Raw genomic sequence first — 15,254 nt, 5'->3', positions numbered from 1 at the left:
TTATATGCGCATGCACTTTAGAATTGCTAACAATGCTTTCGCACTCATCCTATTTTTTATTACAGTCATTGGCTTGCAAGTTGGTTTAGGTCAGGAAAAAGTAAGGCTGGTCGGGAAAGTAACTGACAAAGACACTGGTGAAGAGCTAATCGGTGCCAGTGTGACGGTTGTCGGTCTGAATCTCGGTGCGGTAACAAATGTAGATGGAGAGTATTCTTTTTTCTTACCGCCGGGTAAGTATGACATTCGTGTCTCCTATGTGGGCTATCAGACGCTAGTAAAAAATGTAGAAGTAAAAGCTGGGCAAACTAATCGGCAAGATATACAGTTGAAAGTTGAAGCGTCGGTAACTGAAGAAATTGTAGTTGAGGCATCTATTAGCAATGCGACCGATGCGGCGTTGCTGACGCAACAGCGAAAATCGAATGCTGTGTCTGATGCAATTAGTGCAGAGTTTATTAAGAAAACACCAGACAGCGATGCAGGTGAAGCGGCAAAGCGTATTACAGGTGTGTCGTTAGTAGGCGGAAAGTTTGTGTTTGTGCGCGGCTTAGGTGAGCGCTATAACAACACGCAAATCAATGGGGCGAACCTGCCAAGCCCAGAGCCCGAGAAACGCATTGTGCCCTTTGATATCATTCCAGCTAATGTGATTGAAAATATCGTTACCATCAAGACTTTTCTGCCCGATCAGCCTGGTACGTTTGCGGGTGGAACGGTAAAAATTCGAACGAAGGAATTTCCAGATGAATTTACACTAGTGTTAAGTGCTGGTGCGGGGTTCAACCCTAACGCTCATTTTCGCGAAATCCCCAAGTATAGTGGCGGTCGGCTTGACTTCCTCGGCATTGATGACGGGACACGCCGCTTGCCAGACAATTTTCCATCACGCATTGTAACGCCAGCTCAAGAAATTGAAGGAGCACGTCTGCTCAGCAGCGGGGTGTTTTTCCCAACTGACCGAGCGTTTGCCCCGAATCAGAACTATGTTATGACATTTGCTGACCAATTCAACCTTGGTGAACTGCCAATCGGCTATATTTTGAGTTTGAACTATAGCAACGATGTCACCTACCGACGCAAGGCAATCTTCTTTCCAAGTGCTGAGGAAGATGTACCGCAATTTGCATTTGATGAACAGAATTCACTGTTCAATGTCAACTGGGGTGGGATTTTCAATATGAGCTTACGTGTCGATGAAAATAACAAGTTTGGCTTCAAAAATCTCTACAACCGCGTTATGGAGGATGAAACGCTGCTGGCGTTTGGCGTGAAAGCACTCTCAAATGACTCGGTTCGATCCTCTCGCTTGCGTTATGTAGAGCGTTCACTTTTCTCAACACAAATTACTGGTACACACTTTCTAAACTGGCTAGCGCGTACCGAAATTGAATGGTTAGGTGCATATTCAAAAGCTACACGTTTAGAGCCCGATAATCGTGAAACTGCCTACATCAGGGATGCGGTAACCACCATATACAACTTTGACAACAGTGCAGGACGAAACTTGCGATTTTTCTCTGATCTGAGCGATGAAGCCTGGGAAGGCAAGTTAGATTTCACCGTTCCTTTCTTGCAGTGGGATAACTTAAAGTCTAAGATTAAGTTCGGTGGCGCATATAACACAAAACGCAGAAATTTTTCTGCTCGCCGCTTTACCTATCAACTCGGATTAGCTGGAGCACTGGGTGTACAAGGCAAACAGCCAGACGAGCTTTTTACGGCTGAAAATGTGGAAAGGGGACTGTTGCAACTGCAAGAAGCGACACTAGGTGTCGACACTTATTCTGCAAGTGAAGTGGTTTCAGCAGGTTATGTGATGACTGAACTGCCAATTTTCTCGACACTGCGTTTTATTGGCGGCGTGCGCCTCGAACAAAATAAATTAGACTTGAACTCTGTGGATGGGTTGGGCGCAGCAGCCGTGCCTGTGACAGCGGGATTTGATCGACTCAATATCTTGCCATCACTAAATTTGATTTACTCTCCGATTGAGGCAATCAATTTCCGGTTAGCATTCAGTCAAACGATTGCACAGCCTGAGCTTCGAGAATTTGCACCCTTCCGATTCGATGACTACCGTACAAGCACCTTCGGTAACCCATTTCTGCAACAGACACAAATTCAGAATTATGACTTTCGCTTTGAGTGGTATCCGAGAGTTGCAGAATTATTTGCAATAAGTGCTTTCTACAAAGTGCTCGATAAGCCAATTGAACGTGTGCGTCTGGCACGCATCGTAGGGTCTTCGCTTGCCTTAACGGTGATTAACTCGCGCAAAGCGACCAACTTTGGTGCGGAATTTGAAATTCGTAAGCGCTTGGATTGGCTTTATGAGCCACTGAAGAACTTCACTTTCAGCCTCAATGTTGCATTCATTAATTCCCAAATTGAAATTGAAGATACGAAAGTCTTCTTCCCGGCAGGTGCTGCTGGTGCGCGTGGCTCTGAATTGGATATTTCCCGTGATGACTACACGAACCCTACGCGTCCGATGCAAGGGCAATCACCTTTTATTGTCAATGCAAACCTAGCGTATGAAAACTCTGAGATTGGCTTTTCAGCAATTTTGCTCTACAACATTGTCGGGCGTCGCATCAGTGAAGTAGGCGTACGCCAAGGGGCAGGTGCAGGCATCGGCGATCAGAACCAAGATACCTACGAAGAAGCACGTAACCAGCTCGATCTTTCGATAGCTCAGCGCCTCTTCAAAAACTTCTCTCTCAAACTCAACCTTCGCAATATCCTTGACGATCGTTTTCTCTTCACGGTAGGTAAAAAGGAAGCTGAACGCTACCGAACGGGTCAAGCTATTTCTCTAACCTTATCATACAGTCCCTAAATTTTCTTTAACCTAAACGTAACAGACATGCAGAAAGCAATAAAGCATATAGTTTTTACTGCGCTGGTCGTATCTATCTCTTTCAGTAATGGATTGGGACAGATCCCAAACATCAATCGTCCTATTGTTACGATCGGTGGTAACATCTCAGGGGATAGAACACTGTTCAGAGATACTGTCTACTTGATTGTGGGATTCACAACCGTTCCCGCTGGCGTAACACTGACCATCCAGCCGGGCACGATTCTCCTTTCTGACTTTGAATCGAAAGGTTCACTGCTGACAGAACGCGGTCGTGATGGCAGCACAGCCGCGCCGGGCTCACCGCGCCGTAGTGGCAGAATTATTGCTGACGGTACAGCACAGCAGCCGATCATTTTTACCTCTGAGCGTCCAAACGGTCAGAAGCGAAGAGGTGATGGTGGCGGAATCGTGCTCAATGGCTTGGCACCAAACAACGGCCCAGGCGGAATCCTCGTCGGTGAAGGTAACTCAGGTGTTCACGGTGGAAATAGCCCAGGTGACACCAGCGGGGTCTTCCGCTATGTTCGAGTAGAGTTTGGAGGAACAAAAATTACACCCGACAATGAGATCAATGGATGGACCTTTAACAGCACAGGTGCTGGCACTGTGTGTGAATATCTTCAAGCGCACTATATCGCTGACGATGGCTTTGAGTGGTTCGGCGGAACAGTAGATGGCAAATATCTGGTTGCCACAGGCGTCGACGACGATATGTTCGACATGGATAACTCCTACTGCGGTCGCCTCCAGTTCCTAGTAGGTGTCGAAGATCGTACTCTGGCTAACCGTGGTTATGAAATCGATAACGATAATGCAGGATCAAATGCCCGCTCCACACTGGGGGTCTTGACAAGTCCAACAGTATACAACGCGACCCTCATCGGCGCAGGTGTGGCGCGTGCAGCCGATGACAACAACGATGGAATCTATGTGCGTCGCAATGCCCAAGGACGTTTCTGGAATCATATCGTAGCAAACTTCGGCGGCTTTGGCTTCGTAGTTGACGGTTCTGCCTCTCGCACAAATTTCGATCGTGACTCACTCTTTGTGCGCAACTCTATTATGTTCAACCGAGGATTACTGCCCTTGAGAGGTAGCACCACAAAAGTCGACTCGCTTATAGTGTGGGGCGCCTTCCGTGGCGGCTCACCTGTAGCCTATGACACTGCTGGATTTTATGCTAAAGCAAGTGGATGGAATATCCGAACAGTGAATCCTCAATTGGTCGGCTTAACAAGTGCGATTCTCAATGGTACAGCCAATCCAATCAATGGTCAGCCCATTGACCTGCGGCCACAAGCTGGTTCACCAGCCCTAACAGGTGCAGCCGCACCCGTCAACTTTACACGCTTCCCCGGTGATAGACAAAACTTCTTTGATCTTGTCAACTTTATTGGCGCATTTGATGCAACCAACAACTGGACAGCTGGCTGGACTGTCTGGTCGACAAATTCAACAACCTTCAATCTGACTTCACGCGTCATTGAAGAGCGCGCGCTAGAAGCTCGTCCCACAAACTTTGAGTTGTCGCAAAACTATCCTAACCCATTCAACCCGACAACGAACATTCGCTTCAGCTTGCCAACGTCACAGGTGGTTACACTGAAAATCTATGATGTAACAGGTCGCGAAGTTGCTACGCTAATCAATGGTGAGCGTCGTGCTGCTGGGGTCTATCAGCTGACCTATGATGCATCAAATCTTGCTAGCGGAACATATCTATATCGTTTGCAAGCCGGTTCATTTGTAGAAACCAAGAAAATGACCTTGGTGAAGTAAAACGCAATGGCGTACAATATCTGCCATTCTGATATTGCAAATTTCAAAGCGCAGCTGAATAACGGCTGCGCTTTTTTAATTTTCACGAAAAAAAAATAGCATGAAGAGCCGTTTTCTTGTCTGGATTTTTATTCTCAGCGGGCTTGTGTTAGCCTGTCAAAGAGCAGAAAAAAACGAGAGCCAAGCCGATACTATTGATCCAAAGCGGTTGCCAATTTCACACGATATGCCACAACTGCCTAAGCCCTATCCCTATCCCGAGCCGCTGCCCGATAGCGTCAAGCAGCGACAACTTGCTTACAGTGCACGAACACCAGAAGAACTCATTGATATGGTGCTTGAAGCATTGGCAAAAAAAGACACAACGACACTGAAAAATTTGATGATTAATGAATATGAGTTTCGCAATTGGCTCTGGCCCGAGTTCCCTGCAAGTCTACCAATCATGAATATCTCACCTGATTTTGCGTGGCAGAACTTATTGCAAAACGCTGAGAAAGGATTGCGACTCGCACTCGAAAAATATGGCGGAAAAAAATTCGCCTATGTCTCACATCGTTTTCTCAAAGGGCAGGACTATTACCAAACCTTCGTTGTGCATACACAAACGCGTGTCACGGTAGCTGATTCATTAGGGCGACAGCGCGAGATGAAGGAGCTGGGGTCGTTTGTAGAAATGAATGGACGCTATAAACTGATGAGCTATCGGGATAGAGACTAATAATGCGAAGTTGTTAGGGCGCAAAGCCAAGCTCGATAGCTTTGCTGGTAAGTTTCAAAATCTCGGTGGGGAAAATCCCTAAAAGCACAATTGCAAGCGCCACAAGTGCGAGAGTTAGCGCAGAGCCTGATGTGCGCAAGTTCAGGGGCTGGTCAGGCTCACGCATGAACATGGAGACCATCACGCGAAGGTAGTAATACGCCGAGATTGCACTGGCTAGCACACCAATGAGTGCAAGCCATGTCATGCCGGCACTAATTGCAGCCGCAAAGACCTTATACTTTCCAATAAATCCAGCCAGTGGTGGCAAACCTGCTAAACTAAGCATGAAAATTGCCATAACGCCTGCCAGTAAGGGCGACTTTTTGAAGACGCCCGCGTAGTCGCTATACGATGTGCCTAAGCCTTCAGCTTCAAGCAAGGCTACGACACTGAATGCGCCGATATTCATGAGCGTATAGACCAGCGTGTAGTAAATAACCGCGCTAAAGCCTTCTGCACCGCCAGCAGCAATGCCGACCAGCATATACCCTGCATGCGCAATTGAAGAATACGCAAGCATGCGCTTGAGTTCCTCTTGTACAAGCGCAGCGACATTGCCCACAATCATAGATGCAACGGCGATGATGGCAACAGCTGATGACCAATTCAAATTGCCTTGTAACTGTGCAGCAAAGTTGCTAGCAACACTAATAATAGCAGCAAATGCCGCAGCTTTTGCTCCTGTGGACATAAACGCAGCTGCTGGCGTTGGCGCACCTTGATAGACATCTGGTGTCCATTGATGAAAAGGCACTGCAGAGATCTTGAAGAAAAGTCCAATCATCAAAAGTGATAGTCCTATCCAGAACAGTGGGGAAGTACCCCGCAGTTGCAAGACTTCTGTGATTCGATGCAAAGCAAGTTCTCCTGTTGCACCGTAAATGAGCGCAATACCGTAGAGAAAAAATCCAGAGGCAAACGAGCCGAGCAGAAAATATTTCATTGCTGCTTCGTTGGAGCGTCTGTCACGCCGCATTAACCCTGCTAAAATGTAAAGGGCAATCGACATTGTCTCTAGTCCAATAAAAAGTACAGCCATATTCGCTGCACTTGCCATCAGCATCATCCCTAAAATGGAAATGAACATCATTACATAATACTCGCCGAACCAAATGCGCTCCTCTTCAAGGTAACGGTCTGAAATGAGTGTAACGATAGCGCCCGAGAGCAGAAACACAAAATTTGCAAAATGTGAAATCGTGCTGGCGCGAACCATTTCGCTGAATGCAAACCCTTGCTCACTAAACACATAAACTGTGGAGGCAGCGACAACTGCAAAACCAACAAGCGAAAGATACTTTGTGATGATATGCCGTTGAAGCAGCGCCTCAATGACAATGAGCAGCACTACCCAAAGTGTGGTGGTAAGAATGGGCAGAGAAAGCAAGAAATCGTGTAGCATTGACAAAAGCGCGTTGAGTGATAGAAGAACTAATTGCCTTAAAATCTTTGTGTGCGCTCGGCTTGTTTGGGCATGGCTTTGAGATGCTCAATGGTTGCACGCGATGAAGACGCGGAAAACTTGAGCACACTGTTTGGCATCAGTCCAAGCCAAAGCATCGCAAGAATCATCGTTGTGGCAATTACTGCTTCACGCAGGTTGAAGTCTCGCAGTTGGCTCAGCGCTTGACGCATCTCTCCAAAGAAAAGGCGCTGTGTGAGAGGCAGCATGTAGACAACAGCAAGAATGACGCCAATGGCTGAAAGTGAAGCATACAGACCTGTGCCTAATGCCTGCGACTTAAATGCCCCGATGAGAATCAAAAACTCACCAACAAATCCTGACAAGCCAGGTAAGCCAACAGAAGCCATGGCAGCGACAAGAAATGCGGAAGCAGCCAGTGGCATAGTCTTCTTCAAGCCGCCGTAGTCGTGCATATCTTTCGAGCCGTAGTCCTGCTCAAGTTTAGCGACAATAAGGAAAAGCAATCCTGTGCTAAGACCACTGCCGAGCATGTACAAAATCACGCCTTGCAGCGATTCTTCACTGAAAGCAAAAATGCCCAGAATCAAAAAGCCTAAGTGGCTAACGGACGAAAATGCTAGAAGGCGCTTCATCTGACGCTGTGCAGCGGCAACTGATGCGCCATAGAGCACCGTAATCACAGCCAGCACACCAATCAAGGGCGCATAGGACAAAGAGGCTTCAGGAAAAAGCATGAGGTTGAACCGCACCAGCGCATAAGGTGCCATTTTGAGCAAGACCCCTGTGAGCACTGCGCCCGTTGGCGATTCCGAATACACATCTGCCGCCCAAGTGTGCAGCGGAAAAAGCGGCGACTTAACAAAGAAACTCAAGCCAAAGATCCAAAAGAGAATTTGCTCAACATCGAAGGGCAAACGCAAAGCAAGCAATTTCTGGTAGTCGGTCGTAAAAATTCCACCATTGACTTCGCGACCCATGTATCCAACATAGATAACTCCAACAAGCATCACGAGAGAGGCAGTGAGCATGTAGAGCACAAACTTTGTAGCCGCTTCTGCGCGACGCGCTCCGCCCCACATCCCAATCAGGAAGTACATTGGAATGAGCATCGCTTCCCAAAAAATGTAGTAAAGAAAAAGGTCGGTGGCAGCAAAAATGCCAAGAATGCAGGTCTCCAGCATCAAGAGAAAGAAAAAGTATTCGCACACTGATTTTTCTACTGACCACGATGCCAGAGCACCCAGCATGAACATGAAAGTTGCAAACACAAAGAGTGCAAGAGAAAGACCATCGAGTGCAACACTGTATTTGATGTCGGCAGAACTGCCGAGCCACTGCTCGAGTGCCACATGCTGAAATTGAAACCCAGCCTCTGCATTGAAGTTCAAAGCAAGAAAGAGTCCTAGCCCGAAAGTAACAAGGGTAACGAGCACAGCATACAATTTTGCGAATCTCTCAGCACGAGCAAAGGCAAAAAGCAAAAACGAAGCAAGGAAGGGTAAGAAAATCGTGATGGTAAGAATCATACTGCTTTGGCTTTTTGAGGACGCGCTCAGTTACAAAAGCATATCAAGATACGAAAAAATTGCAAAGAGTTGAGCAGCGGCGACTACTCTGCGTCGTTCTTTGGTAAGTCGAGTTTGATGTGCAATTCACGGAGCTGTTTTTCTGAGACAGGTGAAGGTGCGCCGGTCATCAAGTCTTGGGCTTTTTGGTTCATGGGGAAGGCAATCACTTCGCGGATATTATGTTCATCACGGTAGAGCATCACGATTCGATCAATGCCGGGCGCAATACCGCCGTGTGGCGGTGCACCATGCTCAAAGGCGCGAATCATATGACCAAACTTTTCGTCGACTTCTTCTTTCGTGTATCCAGCAATCTCGAAGGCTTTGTACATAATCTCTGGCTTATGATTGCGAATTGCCCCACTAGAAAGCTCAATGCCGTTGCAAACAATATCGTATTGATAGGCAATCACTTCAAGCGGATCTTTTGTCAGCAGGGCCTCTAAGCCACCTTGTGGCATCGAGAAGGGATTATGTGAGAAGTCAATTTTCTTTTGCTCCTCGTTGTATTCGAACATGGGAAAGTCCACAATCCAGCAATAGGCAAGCAAATCTTTGTCGAGCGGATAATTCTTGCCAAAGTAATTTCGAATAGCGCCCATGGCTTTGCAAGTCTTTTCCCATGCGCCGGCGGCAAAGAAAACTACATCGCCTGTTTCAAGCTGCAAGCGTTCAACCAAGCGTGCTTTTTCAGTCTCAGAGAGAAATTTGTAAATTGGACTTTGCACTTCATTCTCGCGATAGCGAATGTAAGCCAGCCCGGGTAAGCCAAGCTCGGTTTTGGCGTAGTCTTCAGCTTTATCGTAGAATAGACGCGGTTCATTGGCTTTGCCTTTGAGCACGAGCGCTTTGATGCACTTGCCTTTGCTGGTGTTCTGTGCGAAGACTTTGAACGATGAGCCAACAAAGATATCCGTAACATCTTCAATGACGAGGGGGTTTCTAAGGTCGGGCTTGTCAGAGCCGTAGCGGTTCATGGCATCAAGGTACTTAATGCGCGGAAAGGGCAGTTGCATGATACGCTTGTGCGAGAGCGTCTTGGTAAGGTGGTCGAAAAGCCCTTCGAGCACTTCGAAGAGTTCATCTTGCGTGATGAAAGACATTTCCATATCGAGCTGATAGAACTCACCGGGGCTGCGATCAGCGCGCGCATCTTCATCGCGAAAGCAAGGCGCAATTTGAAAGTATTTGTCGAATCCCGCGACCATCAAAAGTTGTTTGAACTGCTGCGGAGCCTGTGGCAGCGCATAAAACTTGCCCGGATGCAATCGGCTCGGTACAAGATAATCGCGTGCGCCTTCAGGGGAGCTGCAGGTGAGAATCGGTGTCTGAATTTCATTGAAGCCTAAGCCCACGAGATATTTGCGAATCTCAAAAATCATCTTTGAGCGATAAAGAATATTCTCGTGCAGATGCTTATGCCTTAAGTCAAGAAAGCGGTATTTGAGGCGCAAGTCTTCCGACGTCGGAACCTCGTCAGCAATAGGAAAGGGCATAGGCGCAGCAGCATTTTCAACCGTCAGCGCACTGACGCGTAACTCAATTTCACCTGTGGGCAAATGCTCGTTGATGGTGTCTTCTGCACGCGGCACGACCTTACCTTGCACCGTAATCACAGACTCCACACGCAGATGTTCAATCTGATGAAAAATCTCGGCATAATCGGGCTCGAAGACAAGCTGACAGATGCCCGTGTGATCGCGTAAATCCACGAAAATCAGTCCACCATGATCGCGTTTGCGGTGAATCCAGCCAGCAAGTTTGACTTCCTCTGAGATATGCTCGCGGCGAAGCATGCCGCAAAAGTGTGTGCGATAAGTCATTTTAGATAAGCGCTAAAAAAGATAGAAACATAAATATAGCCAATCTGACGCAATCCGACATAGCAAAGTATGCGTGCATGTAAAGCGGTGCAAACGCAGCAAACACTCTACACTTCCACTAAGCCATTGAACCGTCATCGCCTTTGAGGCTCGCTTAGGGTACATGCGGCACATCGCGTTTGAAGAAGACATAGCCGCCGCTGCGTTTGATGACCTTCAGTTCGGGAAATTGTTCATACCAAGCTGCACCGTCAAGTTTGGCTACAAAATACGCGGGCTTTGTGATAGGACCCGTTGCAAGCCACTCATGGTCAAGATTGCTAGGGCATTGCTGCGGACGAAAGCGCGCATAAAAATAAGGCGCATAACTTTTGTAGCCCGTAACGATATAGCAATCTTCATCTTGAAGGGATTTGTAAAAAGCAATTGGTTCGGCTTGGATGTAGGCTTCCACTTTGGGCGCAATGAAAAGTGTAAAAAGATGCAATGTCAGTCCTGTGGAAAAAAACAGCATGCCAAACCCAAGCTCAAACTTCTTTTGCCAAAGCAAGACCGTGCTTAGCACTACAAAAAGAAAATAAAATGCCCCAATAAGCCATTCGTAGCTACGCCATTCAACAGGCGATTGCAGCACGGCTCTGATGAGCTCATCTTTCACAAAAGGTAAAATGCGCTCTACATAAATCAGTGCAAGAGGAAAGAGCGTGAGCAAAAGTGCCACCAGTGCCCCAAACCCAGCGCAAGCTAAACGTGCCAGTTTGCCCCAAGATGCTGCACCTAAAAGAATTCGATGAATTTCGCGCGCAGCAAAGAAAGTAATCGGAAAATAGCAGAGCGAGGAGTAGTGGGCGATTTTCGTTGTCGAGATGGAAAAGATCGTAAGCACAACACCAAACACAATTGCCATAAGCAGGGCAAATGCGGACTGTACCTCACTGTCAGCAAACGAAGAGGAACGACGCAATGCCCCTAAGGCAATGAAAGAAGCAGGAAAGACACCGAACAGCAAGACCACAACATGGTAGTAGAACGGCTGACCATGTCCAGCTACAGGTTCGCGGAAAAGACCGATTTGATAACGGATAAAGGAGTCGAGAAACCACCAGCCATTGCGCAGTGTCTCCACACCATACCACAGCGCGGAGACCAGCAACGCCACCACACCAAAGAAGATGCCATCGCAGAGTGTCAAGACCCAGCGCCGCCGGCGATAAAAAAAGAACAAGCGTGTAGATGACGCCTGAAAGTGCAGATACAAGCAGGGCAACAGGACCCTTTGTCATGATGCCAAGCCCGATACAGGCGCCAGAGAGCAGAATAAATTGGACTCGTGCCGAGAGACGGGTATCAGCAGACAGCTGTGAGGCGCAAAAAAACAATACACACCAAGAAAGATGAAAAGATTGAATACAGGGTCAATGATAGCAGTCTTGAAATAAAAATGTGGCAAGAATGAGCCGAAGTAACTGAGCGACCAAAAAAGACCGAATCGTTCATCGTAAAGCTGTGTGCCTATACGGAACAGCAGCAGCAGCGTGATGATGCCGCAAAGAGCATTAGGCAAACGCGCAGCAAATTCACTTACACCGAAAACATGCATGGAGAGCGCTTGCAGCCAAATAAAAAGCGGCGGTTTTTCCCAAAAAGGTTCAAAGTTGATTTGCACGCGTGCATAGTTGCCAGTAACAAGCATCTCGCGTGCAGATTCAGCAAAGTTGATTTCGTCCCAATCAAAAAGATGGACGGCACCGAGAAAAGGCACAAAGAAAAGAAAGGCAACAGTGCCAATGATGAGGCTATATCGCCATGTGAGTGCGGCAGACAAAGTGCGAGTTGTGGTCATTGAAAATCAATACCGTGAAAGTTTGTTGTAAAATCCATCGCTTAAAAATTGCTAAAACGGTATCTTTGTAATTCATTAAAATTTCAAACTCAGCTATGGCTTGAATGAGCGACGCTTTGTCATCTCTGCCCTTAACCGAGAAAACGCTCACCGAGAGAATTTTGCAAGGCGACAAGCGCGCACTTGCGCGCATGCTGACGCGCGTGGAAAATAGCGAACCTGCCGCAGAATCCATTCTCTCCGAGCTCTATGCGAAGGTTGGTAGAGCCTACCGCATTGGCATCACAGGACCGCCCGGCGCTGGCAAAAGCACCCTGACAAACAAACTCACGCGCCAGTTGCGTCTCAGCGGTGAAAAAGTCGCTGTAATTGCCGTCGATCCAACTAGCCCCTTCACCGGTGGGGCACTGCTGGGCGATAGAGTGCGAATGAGTGAAGTGATGCTCGATGAAGGCGTCTTTATTCGCTCTATGGCAACACGTGGCAGTCTGGGCGGACTGGCACGAAAAGCCACGGAAGTTGCCGACGTGCTCGATGCCGCTGGCTACAACTTCATCATTTTTGAAACCGTGGGTGTCGGACAATCCGAGCTCGATGTCGTAAGTGCCGCCGATACAACCGTCGTGGCACTCGTGCCTGAATCTGGCGACGCTATTCAAGCCATGAAAGCCGGGCTTATGGAAATCGGCGATATCTTCGTGATGAACAAAGCCGACCATCAAGATGCAGATAAAGCAGTACAAGCGCTTTCAGCAAGTTTAGAATTGCGCCCACACTCGGCAGAGTCGTGGCTGCCAAAAGTGGTCAAGACGGTCGCCACAATGGGCAAAGGCATCACGGAGCTCTATGAAGCAATCAAGGCACATCGCGCGTTTCTGGAAAAAAACGCACAGCTGGCGCAAAAACGCAGGCAGCGACAGCAAAATTTTGTACGCCGCATCGTCGAAGAAAAATGGCGCCACGCCTTCTGGACAGAAGCGCGCATAGAAGAACTGCACCAACGACTGGCACAGCACGACTCGCCTTACCGTATCGCAGAGGACTTGTTGCGCAATCAGAATCATTTGCAAAATCCATAACCTTGTGCCACTTTGCTATGAATTTCGACCAAATCGACTGTATAGCATAGGCAGCGCATGCCGAAAAAAATGCGGTAAAACTTAGTTTTATTCAGAATTCTATACGCCACCAATTTTGAAGTAAGGAGGGTGCGATGGGGTTAGGAACTTGGATAAAAGGCATTGCATCGGCACTTTCAACTGCAGGCGCCGCCGCAAGAGCCGTGGCAAAGCATATCTCAGCACAAGCCGATGTGGTCATCCCAGAAAAAGTCTGCAACCTTTTCCTCGAAGCCATTACAAAGCGCGATAGCCCAATTCAAAAACCGCATCTTGTCATTCACGACAAGTGGTTTGAACTCAAATTCTTCCACGTGCAGCCGTTTGGACCGTCGCTCTTTTGTGTCTTGCCACTGCATATCTCTGAACTCATTATCAATTCCGAATATCACTACGCCGTCGTTGAGCGCGCTGGCAAACTCTCTATCATTTCAGGAAATGTCTGGCAAAGTCTCCCAAATAAACTCTGGCAAGCCTATCTCAATACCAAGCGCGGTGAAAAAAAAGTCTTGCAAGCTATCGCAAAAAGTGTCGAGCATGTCGACTTTCTACCCGCCTTCCGCATGTGTGGCGGCGAAGTGCGCCCAGCCTCACTGCGCTTCAATTTGACCGACGTGCTTAAACAAAATCGAGTGACCGCCTTGCTCATGGAGCATGGTATTACAGACATCATCGGCATCTCGTCTTTAAACGAAGAAGAAGGTCAGTTCGTCTTGAGCCTGCGCCTCGGTAGCCGTGTCGTCGACACCCCTAAAAAAAGTGCCGTGATGTTCAGAAATACCTAAACGCTGCATCTCGCACAAGTCTAAACCTCTAAGCCGACAAACAAAAAAGGCGTCCTGAGCAAGACGCCTCTTGATTTTCAAGCTGTGCAAGACCTTACTTGACCAGCATCATCTTCATGGTGCGTGTAAAGTTGCCAGATTGCAAGCGATAAATATACATCCCGCTGGCTGTAAGGTTGCTAGCGTTGAAGGTGACTTGATACTCGCCCGGCTGCTGCACTTGATTGACCAGCGTAGCAACCTCACGACCTAAGAGATCATAGACTTTGAGCGAAACAAGCCCTGCTGAGCGAATCGAATACTTGATGTTCGTCGTCGGGTTGAACGGATTAGGATAGTTTTGCTCTAAGTTGTACTCAAACACGGGTGGCGTAATCAGCTCACGTACTTCTACCACAACACGCGGCGCATAGTCATGAATCGTGCCGTCAAAATCTACAGAGCGCAGGCGATAAGTGTAAGTCTTGCCCATCTCCACATTAGCATCAAGAAAAGCATAAGTTGAAGCCGAACTTGTCGTGCCCTTGCCACGCAAAGCTGGTGAAAACTGATACGACGCAATCGCCACATCATCGCGCATCAAAATAAAGCCTGCATTGTTTCGCTCAGATGCTGTGCTCCAACTCAAAGACACCCCTTGCGCCGTCGGCGTGCCACGAAAACTCGTAAGCTCCACAGGCAACGGATTGTCGCTCGGATCGCTGCCAATACTAAACTCCGAAAAACCACTCATGCCCGTGTAAATAATACTAACCGTACCGCCCGAGAAATTCACTGAAGCAAGTGTACCATTAAATATCCATGGACTACTGCTAGTGCTGCGCTTGACAATGCGAAGCGCGGAAGGGTTCAACACCCCAGACACATTATCGGCAACCAAAGTGAGCGTGTAAAATCCGCCACCGAGACCAGCACCCTCGTTGAGCGTCCAATAAAACGGTGCAGTAACACCAATAGGAGAAACAAAAGAAAAATCTTCAGAAGGAGCATTGCCCTCGGTTGAAAAGCCAGTGAGCGTCCCAGAAGAGGACGGCGCATTCGTGTAACTGACAATCGCATAGCGCCGGCTCGTAGGAGTTCCAAGCGGAAAAACTTTATCGGCTACCACCGTGCTGACATTGTGAATAAAATTTCCACCATATACTCTGCCGACATCGGAAGGAGAAGGTGACCCCGTGCCCGGATATACAAGCCCAGTAGCATTCATTGTAATACTCCCACCATTCAGATCAATCGCATGGTCATTAAGTTGCAAAGTGCTAACGACCGTGATATCTGCACCC

General features: G+C 47.9%; 11 protein-coding genes. 5 read left to right on the top strand and 6 right to left on the bottom strand.

Annotation, left to right across the window (positions count from 1 at the left end; translation table 11 throughout):
- Positions 1–4: 4 nt before the first annotated feature.
- The 3 genes from CMR00_11960 (at position 5) to CMR00_11950 (ending at position 5,366) form a co-directional block, all read left to right on the top strand.
- On the top strand, positions 5–2,842 hold the full coding sequence (locus CMR00_11960) for a hypothetical protein (protein ID PIO47153.1): 2,838 nt from the start codon (positions 5–7) through the stop codon (positions 2,840–2,842).
- Between the two features lie 27 nt (positions 2,843–2,869).
- The gene (locus CMR00_11955) at positions 2,870–4,645 is read left to right on the top strand and encodes a hypothetical protein (GenBank protein PIO47152.1); all 1,776 of its coding nucleotides are present in this window, start codon (positions 2,870–2,872) and stop codon (positions 4,643–4,645) included.
- Positions 4,646–4,745: 100 nt separating this feature from the next.
- A complete protein-coding gene (locus CMR00_11950) occupies positions 4,746–5,366 on the top strand; it encodes a hypothetical protein (protein PIO47151.1) in 621 nt (206 codons plus the stop codon).
- Positions 5,367–5,379: 13 nt separating this feature from the next.
- On the opposite strand, the gene CMR00_11945 is transcribed toward CMR00_11950, so the two are convergent.
- The 5 genes from CMR00_11945 to CMR00_11925 form a co-directional block, all read right to left on the bottom strand.
- On the bottom strand, positions 5,380–6,810 hold the full coding sequence (locus CMR00_11945) for an NADH-quinone oxidoreductase subunit N (GenBank protein ID PIO47150.1): 1,431 nt from the start codon (positions 6,808–6,810) through the stop codon (positions 5,380–5,382).
- Positions 6,811–6,848: 38 nt separating this feature from the next.
- On the bottom strand, positions 6,849–8,360 hold the full coding sequence (locus CMR00_11940; protein ID PIO47149.1) for a Fe-S-binding domain-containing protein: 1,512 nt from the start codon (positions 8,358–8,360) through the stop codon (positions 6,849–6,851).
- 83 nt (positions 8,361–8,443) lie between these two features.
- Entirely contained in the window at positions 8,444–10,225 is a 1,782-nt protein-coding gene (locus tag CMR00_11935; protein PIO47148.1) for an aspartate--tRNA ligase, read from the bottom strand.
- Positions 10,226–10,379: 154 nt separating this feature from the next.
- Positions 10,380–11,450, bottom strand: a complete 1,071-nt coding sequence (locus CMR00_11930) for a hypothetical protein (GenBank protein PIO47147.1) — start codon at positions 11,448–11,450, stop codon at positions 10,380–10,382.
- A gap of 54 nt (positions 11,451–11,504) precedes the next feature.
- Positions 11,505–12,068, bottom strand: coding sequence for a hypothetical protein (locus CMR00_11925; protein ID PIO47146.1), 564 nt, complete (start codon positions 12,066–12,068; stop codon positions 11,505–11,507).
- A 104-nt stretch (positions 12,069–12,172) separates the two neighbouring features.
- On the opposite strand from CMR00_11925, the gene CMR00_11920 reads away from it, so the two are divergent.
- Positions 12,173–13,147 (top strand): methylmalonyl Co-A mutase-associated GTPase MeaB, encoded by a 975-nt coding sequence (locus CMR00_11920; GenBank protein PIO47145.1) that lies wholly within the window; start codon positions 12,173–12,175, stop codon positions 13,145–13,147.
- Positions 13,148–13,281: 134 nt separating this feature from the next.
- Positions 13,282–13,971: a hypothetical protein gene (locus CMR00_11915; protein ID PIO47144.1), complete on the top strand. Its 690-nt coding sequence runs from the start codon at positions 13,282–13,284 to the stop codon at positions 13,969–13,971.
- A gap of 94 nt (positions 13,972–14,065) precedes the next feature.
- On the opposite strand, the gene CMR00_11910 is transcribed toward CMR00_11915, so the two are convergent.
- Positions 14,066–14,551, bottom strand: a complete 486-nt coding sequence (locus CMR00_11910; protein PIO47154.1) for a hypothetical protein — start codon at positions 14,549–14,551, stop codon at positions 14,066–14,068.
- Between the last annotated feature and the right edge of the window lie 703 nt (positions 14,552–15,254).

Source organism: [Chlorobium] sp. 445, assembly GCA_002763895.1.
GTDB lineage: Bacteria > Bacteroidota > Chlorobiia > Chlorobiales > Thermochlorobacteraceae > Thermochlorobacter.
Note: the sequence above shows the minus strand (reverse complement) of the source record. Positions and strands in the feature narration are given on the sequence as shown.